This window comes from Anaeromyxobacter diazotrophicus, from assembly GCF_013340205.1.
GTDB classification, from domain to species: Bacteria; Myxococcota; Myxococcia; order Myxococcales; family Anaeromyxobacteraceae; genus Anaeromyxobacter_A; species Anaeromyxobacter_A diazotrophicus.
Map to the genome: position 1 here is coordinate 88,343 of NZ_BJTG01000001.1, position 15,928 is coordinate 104,270.

Consider the following 15,928-nt stretch of genomic DNA (forward strand, 5'->3'; position numbering starts at 1 on the left):
GGCCGCGCAGGCAGGTGACCAGGGCGAGCCGCCGCAGGATATATAGGCGCGCCATGCCCGGCACCGCCTCACGGCCGCGTCGCGACGCCGCCCCCCCCGTGCCCGCCCGCCTGGCGCGGGCGCTGGGCGTGACGCGGGTGGCGCGCGTGACCGACCTCGACCGGGCGGGGGTGGAGGTGGCCTGCGCCGTCCGGCCCGCCGGCCACGTGCTCCAGGTGACGAACGGGAAGGGGCTCCGGTTCGAGGACGCGGCGCGCGGCGCGCTCCTGGAGGCGGCCGAGCTCGCCTGCGCCGAGGCGGTCGAGACCTCCAGCCTGCGCTGGGCCAGCGCGGACGAGCTGGCCGCCCGCGGGGAGGCGCACCTCGCCCCCGCCGACCTGGGCGGCGCGGCCGCGGGCGGGCTCAGGCTCGCCTGGCGCGGCGGCGTCGACCTCCTCGGCTCGCAAAGCGTCCTCGTGCCGGCGGCGGCCGTCCAGGCGCCGCCCCAGGGCGGCCCGGCGCTCGGGCTCGCCGGCCTGCGCTGGACCTCGAACGGCATGGGGGCGCACCCTTCGCGCGAGGCGGCCCTGGCGCACGCGCTGCTCGAGGCGGCGGAGCGGCACGCCCTGGCGCAGGCCCTGCCGGAGGGCTGGGACGAGGAGGCGTGCGCGCGGTTCCGGCTGGCGGCCCCCGCGCGGCGGGCGCCGCGCGCGGCGGGCCTGGCGCGGCAGCTCGCCGGGCGCGGCCTCGACGCGCACCTGTTCCAGCTCCCCACGGAGCTGGGCCTGCCGCTCGCAGCGGCGCTCCTCTTCGACCGCGAGGAGGGGCCGGTGCCGCTCACGGCCGGCTACGCCTGCCGGCCCGACCTCGCGGGCGCAGCGCTGGCGGCGCTGCTGGAGGCGGCCCAGTCGCGCCTCACCGACATCCACGGCGCGCGGGAGGACGTCGGGCCGGCCGACCGCAGCGGGGCGGAGCGGCTGCGGAGGGCGTGCGGGAGGGGAGGCCGCGAGGCCGACCGCGACCGCGGCGGCGACCTCGACCGCGATGCCGACCGCGACCGCGGAGGCGACCGCGACACCGGGCAGGACCGGGGGAGCGTCCGCGCCCTCCTCGCCCACCTCCGCCGCGCCGGCTTCGACCGGGCGGTGGCGGTGGAGCTCGCCCCGGAGGCGCTGGGGGTGCACGTGGTGAAGGTGCTCGTGCCCGGGTTCGCCTGCTCGGAGCTCCTGTGAGCCGCGGCGGGCTCGTCGTGTTCCTCGGCCCGTCGCTTCCGGCGCGCGAGGCGCGGCGGATCGCGCGCTGCACCGTGCTGCCCCCGGCGCGACAGGGCGACGTGTGGCGCGCGCTGACGCGCCGGCCCGCGGCGCTGGCGCTGGTGGACGGCGTGTTCGAGAGCGTCCCCTCGGTGTGGCACCACGAGCTCCTCGATGCGCTCCACGCCGGGGTGGCGGTGTTCGGGGGCGGCAGCATGGGCGCGCTGCGGGCCGCGGAGCTGTCCGGGCGCGGGATGGTCGGGGTCGGGCGCGTCTTCGGCTGGTACCGGGACGGCCTCCTCCGCGGGGACGACGAGGTGGCGCTGCTCCACGCCGGGCCGGAGCTCGGCTTCCGGGCGCTCACGCTGCCGCTCGTCACCGTCCGCGCGACCGCCGAGCTGGCGCGCGGCCGGCGGCTCCTCTCCGCGCGGGAGGCCTCGGCGCTCGTCGCCGCCGCGGCGGCGATCTTCTACCAGGAGCGCACCTGGCGGGCGGTGCTCGCCGCGGCCGCGCCGCGGCTGCGCCCCCGCGCCCGCGCCGCCCTCCAGGCGCTCGTGCGCGCCGGCGCCCCCGACCCCAAGGCCGAGGACGCCCGCGCCACCATCGCCGCCGCCGCCGCCTTCGTCCGGGGCGGCGCCTCGCTCGCGCCCGCCGGCGACCCGCCGCGCCCCTCGTCGCTCGTGCGCCGGCGGAAGCTCTCCGGCGCGCTGGCGGTCGCGCGCGGGGCGGCGATCCCGGCCGGCGAGGTGCTGGCGCGGGTCGGGGCGCAGGCGCGGGCCGCGGCGCTGCGCGACGACGGCCTCCGGCGGGCGCTCCTGGCCGGCTTCGCCCGCGCCCTGGGGCTCGCCGCCAGCCCCGCGGAGCGCGGCGCGGCGGCGGACGCGTTCTTCGCCGCCCGGCGGATCCGGCGCGGCGGCCGCGAGGCGGCCCTGGCGGCGCTCGCGCTCGACGGCGCCGACGCGCGGCGGCTCTTCGACGACCTGGCGCTGGAGCGCCTGCTCCTGGACGCGGCGGCGCGCGCGGTGCCTGACGGCCCGTCGCCGGACGAGGGCCTGGCGCTCGGCGCGCGGCTGTCGGGCGACTTCGCGCGGGCAGCGGAGGAGCTCGCGCGGCGGCCGCGCCGCGCGGGCCGGAGGAGGTCGCGATGAAGAAGCGGAGCGCGGACGCGGCTCCCCCGGAGGGGAAGCCCTTTCACAACCCGTTCGGCGGGCTGGCCGAGCGGCTCGGCATGACGCCGGCCCCGGAGGCGCAGCGCGCGCCCCCGGCGCCCGAGGCCCGCCCGGCGCCCGCGCGCGCGGTGGTGCGCCTCGAGCGCAAGGGGCGCGGCGGGAAGGAGGCGACGATCGTCGAGAAGCTCGAGCTCGGCGCCGCCGAGCGGGACCGGTGGCTGAAGGAGCTGAAGCAGGCGCTCGGCTGCGGCGGAGCCGTCGAGGGCGAGGCGCTCGTGCTGCAGGGCGATCTGCGCGAGCGCGTGAAGGCGCTGCTCGAGCGCCGCGGCGTGCGCAAGGTCACCGTCGGCTGATCGCGCCGCGCCGCGCGCGCCCGGCCGGTTATGCAGCGGGGGTGGAGCGCACCCGCACCCTGGTCGTGGCCGCCGACCCGCTCGCGCGCAGCGGGCTCGCGGCGCTGCTCGGGCGCCGCCCCGAGCTGGAGGTGGTGGGCGCCGTCGCGCCCGGCGACCCTCCACCCGGCGGCGCCGAGGTCGCGCTGTGGGACCTCGCCGGGGACGAGCTCCCCGAGCTGGGCCGGGCGGCGGCGGTGCCGCCGGCGGTGGCGCTGGTGGCGAGCGAGGAGCAGGCCGCGGCGGCCCTCGCCGCCGGCGCCCGGGGGCTCGTGTTCCGGGACGGCGGCGAGGAGCGGCTGGCGGCGGCGCTGGTGGCGGCTGCCCGCGGCCTCGTGGCGCTCGACGCGCCGCTCGCGGGCTGGCTCCGTCCGCCCCCGGCGGCGGCCGCCGCGGCCGGCGAGCACCTCACCCCGCGGGAGCTGGAGGCGCTGCAGCTCCTCGCGGAGGGGCTCTCGAACCGCGCCATCGCCCTCCGGCTCGGCGTCTCGGAGCGCACCGCCAAGTTCCACGTCGAGGCGGTCCTCGGCAAGCTCGGCGCGGAGAGCCGCAGCGAGGCCATCGTCCTCGCCGCCCGCCGCGGGCTGGTCGTGCTCTGATCGGCGGGCGCGAGGTCCTTCGCGCATTCGGACGCGGTTGCGCGGCCCCTCTCCCCGCTGCGCCTCATGATTCCTCACAAGTCGCCCTAGGCACGTCACAGCCGGCCGAGAGGTGCGTGGCCGTCCAGCGGTCGCCGCCTCGTCGAGCCAGGCGGCACCGTCCGGCAAGCGCCGCCGGCGAGGCGCCGCCCCCACGTCCGCGGCGCTGTCCGCGAGATCGGCTCACGACCCGGTACCGCGCCGTCGCGGCGTGAGCGTCGAGCCAGCGGCTTCCGCCTCCTCGCCGCACGCCCCTGAAGTACCACCGCCAGCGAGAGCTGGAGCGCTCCGGTTCGCGGCCTTCCGGAACTGGTCCATGTGCTTCCGGCCAAAGACGTGCTCCGCGTGCAGGGAGTTGTGATCCCAGCAAGCCACTCTCAGGTTGTCGGCGGTGCTGCGCCCGCCGAGCGCCACCGGGTGGATGTGGTCGAGCTCGAGCCGCTTCGTCGAGCCGCAGACGCTCCCGTCCGGCAGGCGGAAGGCACACCGGCCGCCGTCCCGCTTCCACACCTCCCGAGCCACCGCCGCCGGGACGTGGCGCGGGTCAGCGGAGGGCTTCTGAGGCGCCGGCCGCGGCCGCTTCACGAGGCCGCGCCGGCGGTCGGTCTTCTCGAGGAGGAGGTCGAGCGCGGCGGTGAGCACCGCCTCGGTGTCGCCGTCGGGGATGGCGTGGGAGAGCGCGTCTTTCGCGGCGTCGAGCTTGGCGAGGAAGGCCTTCGAGACGGTGACGTGGTAGCGGCGGAGCTGGGCGTCGAGCGGCTCCACCTCGTCGCGCGGGCGAGCCGGCGCGGAGAAGAGGTCTGCGTCTGGCTGTACCCTTTCGGACTTCGCCGGCGAAGTCCGTTCGGGTACAGGCGAGGCGGTGCGCGCCTCCGCGGGCGCGCTCGCGCGCAGTGACGGCGCGGTGCGCGCGAGCGCCGTGACCACCTCGCGCCGCGGCGGGTTCGCGACCGGCCTGAGCTCGGCGACGAGCGCCTCCGCCTCGCGCTTCGAGAGGCCGTAGAAGCGCGGCAGCACCTCGCCCGCGTTCTCCGGGGTGAGCGCCTTCGAGAGCTCGTACACGACCGACATACAGACTCGCCCGTCGCGGAGCGGCTCCACCACGGCGGGGAAGCGCCGGACGAGCGCGGCGGCCGTCATGCGCCGGGCGGCGGCGCTGCTCGTGAGCCGGAGCTCGCGCTCGAGGTACTGGAAGAGCGACGCGTAGCCGAGCGTGCCCCACCCGCGCTGGCGGTCGAAGTCCGCCAGGGCGACGAGGAAGTCGGCGAGGCGGCTCCGCTCCTCGGCGAGGAGCGAGGCGATGCGGCGGGAGAGCGCGCGGGCGTCGGTCATACCCGGAGTGTCTCATGCGTTTCGCGGGGCTCCTGGGACGCGCGAGGTTCGCGCTGGAACGGCTCGGCGACCACACCCGGCGAGAACGGGATCGGCCGGCCGTCGCGCCTCGGAGCGGCCCGGCGCGGCCGCGAGAGAGGCCTCCTTGCGCCTTCGCGTCCGCCGAAGCGCGATCCGCGCGGAAACGCGTCAAGCTCCCATGTGGGACGATCCGGACGATAGTTACGATAGGTGAACGCCTCGTCCGGCGGCCCGCATCTGCCGCGGCCCCGCGTATTTCACCCTCGGGACACGTCGTGAGCCGGGCCACGCCCCGCCGCCTCGAACACGCGGCCCCGCCTCGCGTGCGACGTCCGCCCAACGACCGCGCCCGCCCGCCCGCGCGGCGCCGCCCGCCCACCTGCCGCGCCCCTCCCTGCCGAACCCCGCCCGCTCGCGCGAAACCGCTCCGAGCTGCGGGCTGGTTGCGAGGCCCCTCTCCCCGGCCCTCTCCCCGCTCCGCGGGGCGAGGGAGAGGAGCGAGCCCGCGCGGATACCGCGAGCTCGACTGCGAAGATGTGATGAATCGTCAGCCGCTCCGCGGCGCTCGGCGGAAGAGGATCCCCCTGTCCATCCGCCCAGGCCCGCGCCCTGTCCGCCCGGACGATGTGGCCCGGCCGGCCGCCGCCTAAGGTTCTCGCCGGGCCGCGCACCGCGGCCGGGGACGGAGCGGGCACGAAGATGGCGAGCGACATCGGAATCGAGCTGGGGCGCGCGGCGGCGGCGGCGGCGAAGCGGGCGGCCGCGTCGGTGGTGCGGATCGACGGCGGCGCGCGGTACTCGGCGTCGGGGGTGGTCTGGTCGGCCGACGGCGTCGTGGTCACCGCCGGCCACGGGCTGCACGGCGCGGACGAGGTGGCGCTCGGGCTGCCGGACGGCTCCGCCGCCCGCGGCGAGGTGGCGGGGCGCGATCCGGCGACCGACCTGGCGGTGGTGCGCACGGGCGCGTCCGGCCTCGCGCCCGCGGCCTGGGCGGAGGGCGAGCCGGAGGTGGGCGAGCTCGTGCTGGCGGTCACCCGCCCCGGCCGCGGCCCGCGCGCCGGGCTCGGGGTGGTGGCGCGCACCGGCGGCGCCTGGCGCACCGCCGGCGGCGGCCCGGTCGACCGCTACGTCGAGCTCGACGTGGCGCTGCAGCCGGGGTTCTCGGGCGGCCTCGCCGCCGACCTGGCCGGGCGCGGCGTGGGGCTCACCAGCGCCGGCCTCGTCCGCGGCACCGCGCTGGCGGTGCCGCCCCCCACGCTCCGCCGCGTGGTCGAGGCGATCCTCGCGCACGGCGAGGTGCGGCGCGGCTACCTGGGCCTCGCGAGCCTGCCGGTGCGGTTGCCGCCGAGGGCGGCCGCGCTGGCGGGGCAGGAGACGGCGCTCCTCGTGACCGCGGTGGAGGAGGAGAGCCCGGCCGGGCGCGCCGGCCTCGGCTTGGGCGATCTGCTCCTGGCGCTGGGCGGCGCGCCGCTGGCCGACCTGTCGGATCTGTGGCCGGCGCTGGAGGAGGCGCGGATCGGGAGCGCGGTGCGCGCGCGGTTCGTCCGAGGAGGCGCGGTCCAGGAGGCGGAGCTCGTCGTCGGCGTGCGGGAGCGGGCGCGGGGGGCGCGGCCGTGACGGCGCTCGGAGCGCTCTCGCGCGACCTCGAGGCGCTGGTCGCGCGCGCCGCGCCCTCGGTGGTCGGCGTCGAGCAGCGGCGCGGGCACGGCTCGGGGTTCGTCCTCGCGCCCGACGGCTACCTGCTCACCAACGCGCACGTCGCGCGCGGGGCGGAGCCGCTCCACGTCCGGCGCTCCGGCTCCGAGCCGCTGCCGGCGGAGCGGGTGGGTCTCGACGCGCGCACCGATCTGGCGGTGCTGCGGGTGCCCGCGTCCGGCCTCGCGCCGCTCGCGCTGGCGGACCGCCGGCCCCTCGCGCCAGGCGCGCTGGTGATCGCCATCGGCAACCCGCTCGGCTTCGAGCGCTCGGTCACGATGGGCGTCGTCTCGGCGCTCTACCGCACGCTCCCGGCCCCGGACGGCGGCGCGCTCGACGGGTTGCTCCAGACCGACGCGGCGGTGAACCCGGGGAACTCGGGCGGCCCGCTCCTCTCGGCGGAGGGCGAGGTGGTGGGCGTCACCACCGCCATGCTGCCCTGGGCGCACGGCATGGCCTTCGCCATCCCGGCCCGGACCGCGAGCTGGGTGGCGGCGGTGCTGATCCGCGACGGGGAGGTGCGACGGCCCTACCTCGGGATCGCCGCCCGCGGGGAGGACCTCGCGCCGGCCGCGGCGTCCGCGCTGCGGCGCACCCGCGGGGTCCGCGTGCTGCGGGTGGAGGGCGGCTCGGCCGCCGAGGCCGGGGGCGTCCGGCCCGGCGACCTCCTCGCCGCGGCCAACGGCGACGACGTCGCGGCGCTCGACGACCTGCAGCGCGTGCTGGTGCTGACGCCCGCGCCCGAGCTCGCTCTCGACGTGCTGCGCGACGGGGCGCCGCTGCGGCTCGCGCTGCGCCCCGGCCCCGCCCGCCGCGCGGCGTGACGCGACGGCCCGCGGCGCGGACGCCGCGGGCCGGTCGCTGGCCGGAGCGGCCGCTTCCGCTACTGGCCGGCCGGGTGGCGCGCCTGGCGCGCGCCCATGTCGCGCGAGATCTTCTGCGCGTCCTTGAGGTGCCCCTCCATCTTCTTCTCCGCCTTCTCGAGCAGCTTCGCGTACTCCTTGTCGCTCCCGTGCTTCGCCTGCTCGGCGGCGGTCTTCACCGCGCTCACGTCCTTCGTGTGGTCCTCCACCATCATCTGCATGTAGTGCCGGTCGGCCTGGGCGCCGTGCATCCCCTTCAGCTCGTCGAGCATGGTCTGGTGCTCGCTCGTCTTGGACGCGTACTCCGGCGCGCTCGTGAGCTGCAGGTCGTGCTTCTGCGCGAACGCGTTCGCGTCCTTGTCCATCGCGCCGTGGTCGTCGACCATCTTCTTCGCGAAGTCCTTCACCTTGGAGTTCGTCGCGTGCGCGCGCATCCAGGTGCCGGCCTGGACCTCGAGCTCGTTCCCCGCGTGCATCTTGGCGAGGGTGCTCGTCATCTCGCTCGTGTCGCCCGGGGTCCCGCTCCGGGCCGTGGCCGCCGTGTCCGAGCCGGTCGCTCCGGTCGTGCCCTGGGTGGTCATGTCGCTGCGTGCGCCGCCCGCGCCGGGCGCGGTCGTCTGGTCACGAGGCCCCGTCCCGGTGCCCTCTTGCATGTCGGCGTTCGCCGGCGTCCTCGAGCCCGCGCTCGAGCTCGTGTCCTTGCCGCCGCCGGCTCCGGCGCCCCCGCCCCCTGCGCCGCCCGCGCCCTGCGCGGCCGCGAGCCCCATCCAGCCGGCGCCGAGCGCCAGCGCCAACCACTTCGTCCTTGCCATGCCGTTCCCCCTCCTGCGTGGTGGTTCGCAGAGAAAGATGGGGACCGGAAGGAGGCCCACCAAGCCCCCGGCGGCGCGCGGCCGGCAGGGCGTGCGCCGCGGGCGCGGGCGGGCAGGCGGACGAACGGTGAAGATCGCAGACTGGCCAGGGAGCGGCGCCCCGGCCGCCGGCGCTACATGAGGCCGAGCGTGAGGCGCGCCGCCTCGGTCATCCGGCTCTGGTCCCACGGCGGGTCGAAGACGAGCTGGACGTCGACGTCGGCCACCCCCGGCACGCGCTCGACCTTGCTCCGCACGTCCTCCACCAGCACCGGCCCGACGCCGCAGCCGGGGGCGGTGAGCGTCATGACCACGAGCACCTTCGCGCCGTCGGGCGACGGCTCGGAGGCGACGTGGTAGACGAGCCCGAGGTCGACGATGCTGGCTGGGATCTCCGGATCGTAGACGGTCTTGAGCTCGTTCCACACCTTCTGCTCGTCGAAGGGGCCCTCGCTCCGCGTCGCGCGCGCGGCCTCGGCCTTGGCGGCCAGCTCCACGTACTCGGGGCCGAGCGCGTCCGCGTCGGCGGCGAGGATGCGCGCCAGCCCGCCGCGCTCCGTCATCACCGTGACGTTGCCGTCGAGGACCTGCTGCGGGATGACGTACGAGCCCGGCTCGAGGCGCACCAGGAAGCCGCTCGGGATCTGGGTGGCGTCGCAGCCGCGCTTGAGGAGGACGGGTTCCCTGCGCTCCATCGTCTACTCCGTGGTGACGACCTTCTGCTGGGTGGCGAGCGCGTTCCGGAGCGTGTGCCAGACGAGGCTCGCGCACTTGACGCGGGTGGGGAACTCGCAGACGCCCGAGAGCGCCGCCAGCTTCCCCAGCTCGGAGGCGGGCACCTTGTCCGGCCCCTCGGTCACGAGGGTGTGGAAGCGCGAGAAGAGCTGCTCCGCCTCCGCCACGGTGTGGCCCTTCACCGCCGAGGTCATGAGGGAGGCGGAGGCCTTCGAGATGGCGCAGCCGGAGCCCTCGAAGGCGATGTCCTGGATGCGCTCCCCGTCGAGCTTCACGTAGAGCTTGAAGTGATCGCCGCAGAGGGGGTTCAGGCCCTCCGCCTGCCGGTCGGCGTCCGGGATGACCCGGAAGTTCCTCGGCTTGCGGCCGTGGTCGAGGATCACCTCCTGGTACAGGTCGTCCAGTTCCGAGCTCATGCGAACATCCTTCTCACCTTCTCGAGTCCCGCCGCCAGGGCGTCGATCTCGGCGGTCGTATTGTAGATCCCCAGCGACGCGCGCGCCGTGGCGGGCACGCCGAGGCGCGCCATGAGCGGCTGGGCGCAGTGGTGGCCGGTGCGGATGGCGATCCCCTCGCGGTCGAGGACGGTCCCGATGTCGTGCGGGTGGATGTCGTCCATCACGAACGACAGGACGGCCGCCTTGCCCGGCGCCGTGCCCAGGATCCGCAGCCCGGGGATGCGGCCGAGCTGCTCCGTGCCGTAGGCGAGCACCTCGTCCTCGTGGCGCCAGGCCGCCTCCCGCGGCAGGGCCTCCAGCCAGTCGAGCGCCGCGCCGAGCCCCACCGCCCCCGCCATGTTGGGCGTCCCCGCCTCGAACTTGTAGGGGATCTGGTTGTAGATGGTCTTCTCGAAGGCCACCGAGAGGATCATGTCGCCGCCGCCCTGCCAGGGCGGCATGGCCTCGAGGTGCTCGGCCCGCCCGTAGAGCACGCCGATGCCGGTCGGCCCGTAGATCTTGTGCCCGCTGAACGCGTAGAAGTCGCAGCCGAGGTCCTGCACGTCGGCCGGGACGTGCGGCGCGCCCTGCGCCCCGTCCACCAGCACCGGCACCCCGCGGGCGTGGGCCAGCTCGACGACGCGCTTCACCGGGTTCACGGTGCCGAGCGCGTTCGACACGTGCGACACCGCCACGAGGCGCGTGCGCGGGCCGATGCGCCTCTCGAGCTCGTCGAGGAGGAGCACCCCGCGGTCGTCGATGGGCGCCACCACCAGCTTCGCGCCCTTCTCCTCGCACAGCATCTGCCAGGGGACGATGTTGGAGTGGTGCTCCATGGCGGAGACGAGCACCTCGTCGCCCGCGCCCACCCGCTGCTTGCCGAAGGTGAAGGCGACCAGGTTGATGGCCTCGGTCGTGCCGCGCACGAAGACGATCTCGCGCGACTCGCGCGCGTTGAGGAACCGGCGCACCCGTTCGCGCGCGCCCTCGTAGGAGGCGGTCGCCTTCTCGGACAGGAAGTGCACGCCGCGGTGCACGTTGGCGTTCTCCTGGTCGAAGAAGCGCGCCATCGCCTCCACCACCTGGCGCGGGCGCTGGGTGGTGGCGGCGCTGTCGAGGTAGACGAGCGGCTTGCCGCGCACGGGCCGGGCCAGGATGGGGAAGTCGCAGCGCACGCGCTCGACGTCGAACCCGTCGGCGACCGGCTTGTGCAGCGTCACCACTTCCGCCTCGGGCGGGCTGGGATGGACCACCCTCATGCGACCTCCCTCAGCAGCTCGCCCGAAGGGAGCCGCGCCGTGACCGCCCGGCGCACGCGCGCCCGGAGCTCCTCCGGGCCGACCCGCTGCACCAGCTCGGCGGCGAAGGCCCAGGTGAGGAGCGCGCGGGCCAGCGGCTCCGAGATCCCGCGCGAGCGCAGGTAGAAGAGCTGATCGGGCGAGAGCTGGCCCACCGACCCGCCGTGCGAGCACTTCACGTCGTCGGCCAGGATCTCGAGCTGCGGCTTCGTGTCGACCACCGCGTCGTCCGAGAGGAGCAGGCTCGAGCTCACCTGGCCCGCGTCGGTCTTCTGTGCGCCGGGCCGGACCAGGATCCGGCCGGCGAACACGCCGCGGGCGGTGTCGCCGAGGATGCCCTTGAAGACCTCGCGGCTCGTGCAGCGCGGGCTGGCGTGGTCGACGTGGACGAAGTGATCGTGGAGCTGGGTGCCCGAGGAGACGTTCAGGCCGTGCAGGTCGCACCTCGCCTGCTCGGCGGCGAGCAGCGCGCGCGCCTCGACCCGCGCCAGGCGCCCCCCGAGCGCGATGGACTGCCCCACGAAGCGGCTGGCGGCGCCCTGCGTCAGCTGCAGCGCGCTCACGTGGAACGCCTCGGGGGCGTCCTCCTGCAGCCGGTCGTGCTCGAGCTGCGCGCCCGCGCCCAGGGCGACCTCGGTGACGGCGTTCACCAGGTAGGCGCCGCGGCCCTGGTAGTGCTCGACCACCGTGGCCTGCGCGCCATCGCCGAGGGCGATGAGGTTCCGAGGGTGGCTGGCGGTGGACCCACCGCCGGCGTGCGAGCAGAACACGAGGTGCAGCGTGGGCTGGCACTTCACCCCAGCGTCGAGCTCCACCAGCGCGCCGTCGTCGAACAGGGCGGCGTTCAGCGCGACGAACGCGGGGCGGGCCCCCGCGCCGCCGACGCCGAGGCGCGGCTCGACCGCCGCGGGCCGCTCGCGCAGCGCCGCGGCGAGGCTCGAGAGCCGGACTCCGGCGGGGAGCCCCGCCAGGTCGCTCGCGGCGGGGTCCAGCCGGCCGTTCGCGAACACGAGCCGCGGCGCCGGCGGCAGGTCGGCGCCGGCGGCGCGCCCGGCGGGCGCGGGCGCGAAGGCCTGCGCCGCCAGCGGCGCCAGGTTGGTGAAGCGCCAGTCCTCGTCCTTCGCGGTGGGGAGCTTCCCCGCCAGGAAGGCGTCGCGCCCCGCGGCGCGCAGCGCGGCCAGGAAGCCGGGCTCCCCACCGCGCGGGAGCGCGAGCTGCGCCGCGAAGCTCTGCTCCGCGGTGTTCACGGGCGCGCCTCCGCCGGCGCCGTCCGCGGCGGCGGCTCCTTCTCGATCCAGCCGTAGCCCTTGTGCTCGAGCTCGAGCGCCAGCTCCGGGCCGCCGCTCGTCACGATGCGCCCGGCGGCCATCACGTGCACGTGGTCGGGCCTGATGTAGTCGAGGAGCCGCTGGTAGTGCGTCACGACGATCATCGCCCGGTCCTTCGACCGGAGCGCGTTGACGCCCTCCGCCACCACCCGCAGGGCGTCGATGTCGAGGCCGGAGTCGATCTCGTCGAGGACCGCCAGCTTCGGCTCCAGCACCGCCATCTGGACGATCTCGTTCCGCTTCTTCTCGCCGCCCGAGAACCCCTCGTTCACGCCGCGGTTGGCGAAGGAGGGATCCATCTTCACCAGCTTCATCTTCTCCTTGGCGAGCGCGAGGAAGTCCATCGCGTCGAGCGGCTCCTCGCCGCGCGCCTTGCGGATCGCGTTGAGCGCGGTGCGCAGGAAGTACATGTTGGCGACGCCCGGGATCTCCACCGGGTACTGGAAGGCGAGGAAGACGCCCTGCGCGGCGCGCTTCTCCGGGGAGAGCGCCAGCAGGTCCTCGCCCTGGTACAGCACGCGCCCGCCGGTGACCGTGTACGCGTCGCGCCCGGCCAGGACGCCCGCCAGCGTGCTCTTGCCGGAGCCGTTCGGCCCCATGATGGCGTGCACCTCGCCCGCGCCGACCTCGAGGTCGAGCCCGTGCAGGATCTCCTTGTCCGCCACCTTCGCCTTGAGTCCCTGGATGCTCAGCATGTCTCGCCGTTCCCCTCGTTCGCGCCGGCGGGGGACGAGCCCCCGCCCCACGCCACCGCTGCTATCCGACCGAACCTTCGAGGCTCATCCCCAGGAGCTTCTGCGCCTCGACCGCGAACTCCATCGGCAGCTCCTTCAGCACCTGCCGCGCGAAGCCGTTCACGATCATCGAGACCGCGTCCTCCTCCGCGATGCCGCGCTGCCGGCAGTAGAAGAGCTGGTCCTCGCCGATCTTGGAGGTGGTCGCCTCGTGCTCCACCTGCGCCCGCGGGTTCCGCACCTCGATGTACGGGAACGTGTGGGCGCCGCACTGGTCGCCGATGAGGAGCGAGTCGCACTGTGAGTAATTGCGCGCCCCCTCGGCGCCCTTCAGCACCTTCACCAGGCCGCGGTAGGTGTTCTGCCCGTGCCCGGCGCTGATGCCCTTCGAGATGATGGTCGAGCGCGTCCGCTTGCCGACGTGGATCATCTTCGTGCCGGTGTCGGCCTGCTGGCGGTGGTGGGTGAGGGCCACCGAGTAGAACTCGCCCACCGCGTCGTCGCCCTGCAGGATGCAGCTCGGGTACTTCCAGGTGATGGCGGAGCCGGTCTCCACCTGCGTCCAGCTCACCTTGGCCCGCTCCATGACCTTGGCGCGCTTGGTGACGAAGTTGTAGATGCCGCCCCGCCCCTCGGCGTCGCCCGGGTACCAGTTCTGCACCGTCGAGTACTTGATCTCGGCGCCCGGCAGCGCGACGAGCTCCACCACCGCCGCGTGGAGCTGGTTCTCGTCGCGCACCGGCGCGGTGCAGCCCTCGAGGTAGGAGACGTGCGCGCCCTCGTCGGCGACGATGAGCGTCCGCTCGAACTGCCCGGTGTCGGAGGCGTTGATGCGGAAGTAGGTCGACAGCTCCATCGGGCAGCGCACGCCCTTCGGGATGTACGCGAAGCTGCCGTCCGAGAAGACCGCCGAGTTGAGCGCGGCGAAGAAGTTGTCGGTGGAGGGCACCACCGAGCCGAGGTACTTCTGCACCAGCTCGGGGTGGTTCTTCACCGCGTCGGAGAAGGAGCAGAAGATGACGCCCTTCTCGGCCAGCTTGTCCTTGAAGGTGGTCGCCACCGACACCGAGTCGAAGACCGCGTCGACCGCCACGTTGGCGAGGCGCGCCTGCTCCGCCAGCGGGATGCCGAGCTTCTCGAACGCCTTCTTGAGCTCGGGGTCGACCTCGTCCATCGAGCCGAGCTTCTTCTTCGGCTTCGGCGCCGAGTAGTAGACGATGTCCTGGTAGTCGATCTTCGGGTAGTGCACGTTCGGCCAGGTCGGCTCGACCATGGCGAGCCAGCGGCGGTACGACTCGAGCCGCCACGCCAGCATCCACTCCGGCTCGCCCTTCTTGTGCGAGATGAGGCGGATGACGTCCTCGGACAGGCCCTTCGGGACCTGGTCGGTCTCGACGTCGGTGACGAAGCCGTACTTGTACTTGCCCTCGGTGAGCTCGCGGAGGGCGGCGTCCTGGGTCATGGCGTCATTCCCGTGCTGGCGCTGCGTGAGAGGAGGCTCCGGGGCGCGGCGTCCGGCTCGCACCCGGACGGCACCGGCCGCAGCGCGGGCGCGCCCGGCGCCCCCAGGTGGACGAGCCGCGGGCCCAGCGCGGAGAGGGGGAGGCGCTGCAGCGTGCGCTGGATCGCGCGGCTGATCGGCCCCCAGTGCCCCTTGGCGAGGCAGGTCGGCTCGAGCGAGCAGCCCCCGTCGAGCACGCTGCACTCCGTGAGGGCGACCGGGCCCTCCAGCGCCTCGACCACCGCGGCCACCGAGATCGCGTCCGGGGTGAGCGCCAGGCTGTACCCGCCGCGCCGGCCGCGGTGCGAGGTGACGAGGCCCGCCTTCGACAGTTCTTTCAGGATCTTGGAAGCGGTCGGGAGCGGGACGCGCGAGCAGCGCGCCAGCTCCTGCGCCGTGCGGACGCCCGGCGTCCCACCCTGCGCCAGATGGGTGAGCAGCACGAGGCCGTAGTCGGTGAGCTTGCTCATCCGCAGCATGGGGACCCTGGGGAGCGAATCAGAACCGGGCTGGTACGATTAGCGACCGAGTTCTAACGCCGGAGCGCGGCGGCGCATTCGAAATTCGTCCTGAACCGCCCAGCTGGGGGTCTAGAACGACCCCCGCGTGAGCGGGCCGTCGACCGCCTGCCCGCCCCGCTCCGCGTAGACGTGGTCGCCGACGATGGTGAGGGCGAGCCGCGTCCGGCGGTCGTCGCGGGCGGCGAGCGCCGCGAGGAGCCGGGGGTCGGCGGCGAGCAGGTCCACCCGCGCCAGGCGGGCGAGCTTTGCCTCGCGCGCCTCGGCGAGGAACGCCTCCATGCGCGAAGGCGCGTCGAAGAGGACGCCCACCCTCGCCTGCCCGGCGCGGTCGGCCTCGCGCTGGATCCGCGCCGGGTCCGGCCGTCCCACCCGCACCCACAGCTCCTTCTGGCCGGTGAGGTCGTCCGCGTACAGGTCGGGCGCGTCGGGATCCGAGAGCCCGGGCCCGAACGCGATGCGCTCCTGGTGAAACCAGCAGAACGCCAGCACCCGCAGCCACATGCGCTCGAGCGTCTCCGAGGGATGACGCGCCGCCCGGATCTGGAGCGACAGGTGGAGCCCATTGTCCACATGGCTCAGCGCCACGTCGAAATCATACAGTGTGGCGGTGAGCGCCATCCGCGTCCTCCTCGTCGGCCTCCTGCTTACCGCAGTTCCGCTCGGCGCGCGCGCCGAGGACCGGAGCTGGGGGTTGGGTCTCCAGCTCGACGCCGACTCCCCGGCGGGCGGCGTCGCCGCCCTCACCTTCCGCCCCTTCGTGCCCTGGGCGCGCCTCCACGGCGGGGTGACCTGGAACTACTACGCGTTCGGGCTGCAGGGCGGCCTCACGCTGGCGCCCTTCCGCTCCTGGGCGAGGCCGACCGCGACCGTCGAGGCGGGCACCACCTTCGACGCCGACCTCCGCTCGCCGCTCTCGGGCCTCCACGTCCCCGAGGCCTGGAAGGCCTCGCTCTCGAGCGTCGGCTACGCCTACGCCTCGGGGCTGCTCGGCCTCGAGCTCGGGAACCCGGACGGCACCACCTTCTTCCTGCGCGCCGGGGTGTCGCGCGCCTGGAGCACGCTGCGCGGCGTCAGCGGCGCCCCCGCGGGCTCCGGGACGGCCAACTCCACCCCCATCCACCTCGCCGCCTGGGTGCCCGCCGCCAGCGTCGGCGTCGCGCTCCGGTTCTGGTGACCCCCGC

The 15,928-nt window shown here is 75.4% G+C and carries 17 protein-coding genes; 7 read left to right on the forward strand and 10 right to left on the reverse strand.

Annotation, left to right across the window (positions count from 1 at the left end; genetic code table 11):
- The first annotated feature begins 53 nt into the window (after window positions 1-53).
- From HWY08_RS00360 to HWY08_RS00375, 4 genes are read left to right on the forward strand one after another with little or no spacing between them, the layout of a single operon-like run.
- A complete protein-coding gene (locus HWY08_RS00360) occupies window positions 54-1,211 on the forward strand; it encodes a YcaO-like family protein (RefSeq protein WP_176062139.1) in 1,158 nt (385 codons plus the stop codon).
- The gene (locus HWY08_RS00365) at window positions 1,208-2,380 is read left to right on the forward strand and encodes a TfuA-like protein (RefSeq protein WP_176062140.1); all 1,173 of its coding nucleotides are present in this window, start codon (window positions 1,208-1,210) and stop codon (window positions 2,378-2,380) included. Before HWY08_RS00360 ends, HWY08_RS00365 begins: the two co-directional genes overlap by 4 nt.
- The gene (locus HWY08_RS00370) at window positions 2,377-2,754 is read left to right on the forward strand and encodes a translation initiation factor (protein WP_176062141.1); all 378 of its coding nucleotides are present in this window, start codon (window positions 2,377-2,379) and stop codon (window positions 2,752-2,754) included. The genes HWY08_RS00365 and HWY08_RS00370 overlap by 4 nt, the downstream gene beginning before the upstream one ends.
- Window positions 2,755-2,795: 41 nt before the next feature.
- Window positions 2,796-3,392 carry a helix-turn-helix transcriptional regulator gene (locus tag HWY08_RS00375; RefSeq protein ID WP_176062142.1) on the forward strand — a complete coding sequence of 199 codons (597 nt, stop codon included), beginning with the start codon at window positions 2,796-2,798 and terminating at the stop codon, window positions 3,390-3,392.
- A gap of 222 nt (window positions 3,393-3,614) precedes the next feature.
- Here HWY08_RS00375 and HWY08_RS00380 read toward each other — a convergent pair whose 3' ends face one another.
- A complete protein-coding gene (locus HWY08_RS00380; RefSeq protein ID WP_176062143.1) occupies window positions 3,615-4,763 on the reverse strand; it encodes an HNH endonuclease in 1,149 nt (382 codons plus the stop codon).
- 720 nt (window positions 4,764-5,483) lie between these two features.
- Here HWY08_RS00380 and HWY08_RS00385 point away from each other — a divergent pair.
- Window positions 5,484-6,401: a S1C family serine protease gene (locus HWY08_RS00385; protein ID WP_176062144.1), complete on the forward strand. Its 918-nt coding sequence runs from the start codon at window positions 5,484-5,486 to the stop codon at window positions 6,399-6,401.
- A complete protein-coding gene (locus HWY08_RS00390) occupies window positions 6,398-7,303 on the forward strand; it encodes a S1C family serine protease (protein ID WP_176062145.1) in 906 nt (301 codons plus the stop codon). The genes HWY08_RS00385 and HWY08_RS00390 overlap by 4 nt, the downstream gene beginning before the upstream one ends.
- Window positions 7,304-7,362: 59 nt before the next feature.
- Here HWY08_RS00390 and HWY08_RS00395 read toward each other — a convergent pair whose 3' ends face one another.
- From HWY08_RS00395 to HWY08_RS00435, 9 genes are all read right to left on the reverse strand, one after another.
- The gene (locus HWY08_RS00395; protein WP_176062146.1) at window positions 7,363-8,154 is read right to left on the reverse strand and encodes a DUF4142 domain-containing protein; all 792 of its coding nucleotides are present in this window, start codon (window positions 8,152-8,154) and stop codon (window positions 7,363-7,365) included.
- 173 nt (window positions 8,155-8,327) lie between these two features.
- Window positions 8,328-8,888, reverse strand: coding sequence for an iron-sulfur cluster assembly protein (locus tag HWY08_RS00400; protein ID WP_176062147.1), 561 nt, complete (start codon window positions 8,886-8,888; stop codon window positions 8,328-8,330).
- 3 nt (window positions 8,889-8,891) lie between these two features.
- The gene (gene sufU, locus HWY08_RS00405) at window positions 8,892-9,344 is read right to left on the reverse strand and encodes a Fe-S cluster assembly sulfur transfer protein SufU (RefSeq protein WP_176062148.1); all 453 of its coding nucleotides are present in this window, start codon (window positions 9,342-9,344) and stop codon (window positions 8,892-8,894) included.
- Window positions 9,341-10,624: a cysteine desulfurase gene (locus HWY08_RS00410; protein WP_176062149.1), complete on the reverse strand. Its 1,284-nt coding sequence runs from the start codon at window positions 10,622-10,624 to the stop codon at window positions 9,341-9,343. Before HWY08_RS00410 ends, sufU begins: the two co-directional genes overlap by 4 nt.
- Complete coding sequence (sufD, locus tag HWY08_RS00415) at window positions 10,621-11,910, reverse strand: Fe-S cluster assembly protein SufD (protein WP_176062150.1); 1,290 nt, start codon at window positions 11,908-11,910, stop codon at window positions 10,621-10,623. Before sufD ends, HWY08_RS00410 begins: the two co-directional genes overlap by 4 nt.
- Window positions 11,907-12,686 (reverse strand): Fe-S cluster assembly ATPase SufC, encoded by a 780-nt coding sequence (gene sufC, locus HWY08_RS00420; RefSeq protein WP_176062151.1) that lies wholly within the window; start codon window positions 12,684-12,686, stop codon window positions 11,907-11,909. Before sufC ends, sufD begins: the two co-directional genes overlap by 4 nt.
- Window positions 12,687-12,747: 61 nt before the next feature.
- Entirely contained in the window at window positions 12,748-14,187 is a 1,440-nt protein-coding gene (sufB, locus tag HWY08_RS00425) for a Fe-S cluster assembly protein SufB (protein WP_176062152.1), read from the reverse strand.
- Window positions 14,184-14,696, reverse strand: a complete 513-nt coding sequence (locus HWY08_RS00430) for an SUF system Fe-S cluster assembly regulator (RefSeq protein WP_235969378.1) — start codon at window positions 14,694-14,696, stop codon at window positions 14,184-14,186. Before HWY08_RS00430 ends, sufB begins: the two co-directional genes overlap by 4 nt.
- 120 nt (window positions 14,697-14,816) lie before the next feature.
- Window positions 14,817-15,332, reverse strand: coding sequence for a YaeQ family protein (locus tag HWY08_RS00435; RefSeq protein WP_235969379.1), 516 nt, complete (start codon window positions 15,330-15,332; stop codon window positions 14,817-14,819).
- A 22-nt stretch (window positions 15,333-15,354) separates the two neighbouring features.
- Between HWY08_RS00435 and HWY08_RS00440 the strand changes: the two genes are divergently transcribed.
- Window positions 15,355-15,921: a hypothetical protein gene (locus HWY08_RS00440; protein ID WP_176062155.1), complete on the forward strand. Its 567-nt coding sequence runs from the start codon at window positions 15,355-15,357 to the stop codon at window positions 15,919-15,921.
- Window positions 15,922-15,928 lie beyond the last annotated feature (7 nt).

Coding starts and splice junctions, on each gene's coding strand:
- HWY08_RS00360 (WP_176062139.1), top strand. CDS start 54: ATGCCCGGCACCGCCTCACGGCCGCGTCGCGACGCCGCCCCCCCCGTG.
- HWY08_RS00370 (WP_176062141.1), top strand. CDS start 2,377: ATGAAGAAGCGGAGCGCGGACGCGGCTCCCCCGGAGGGGAAGCCCTTT.
- HWY08_RS00380 (WP_176062143.1), bottom strand. CDS start 4,763: ATGACCGACGCCCGCGCGCTCTCCCGCCGCATCGCCTCGCTCCTCGCC.
- HWY08_RS00385 (WP_176062144.1), top strand. CDS start 5,484: ATGGCGAGCGACATCGGAATCGAGCTGGGGCGCGCGGCGGCGGCGGCG.
- HWY08_RS00395 (WP_176062146.1), bottom strand. CDS start 8,154: ATGGCAAGGACGAAGTGGTTGGCGCTGGCGCTCGGCGCCGGCTGGATG.
- HWY08_RS00400 (WP_176062147.1), bottom strand. CDS start 8,888: ATGGAGCGCAGGGAACCCGTCCTCCTCAAGCGCGGCTGCGACGCCACC.
- sufU (WP_176062148.1), bottom strand. CDS start 9,344: ATGAGCTCGGAACTGGACGACCTGTACCAGGAGGTGATCCTCGACCAC.
- HWY08_RS00410 (WP_176062149.1), bottom strand. CDS start 10,624: ATGAGGGTGGTCCATCCCAGCCCGCCCGAGGCGGAAGTGGTGACGCTG.
- sufC (WP_176062151.1), bottom strand. CDS start 12,686: ATGCTGAGCATCCAGGGACTCAAGGCGAAGGTGGCGGACAAGGAGATC.
- sufB (WP_176062152.1), bottom strand. CDS start 14,187: ATGACCCAGGACGCCGCCCTCCGCGAGCTCACCGAGGGCAAGTACAAG.
- HWY08_RS00430 (WP_235969378.1), bottom strand. CDS start 14,696: ATGAGCAAGCTCACCGACTACGGCCTCGTGCTGCTCACCCATCTGGCG.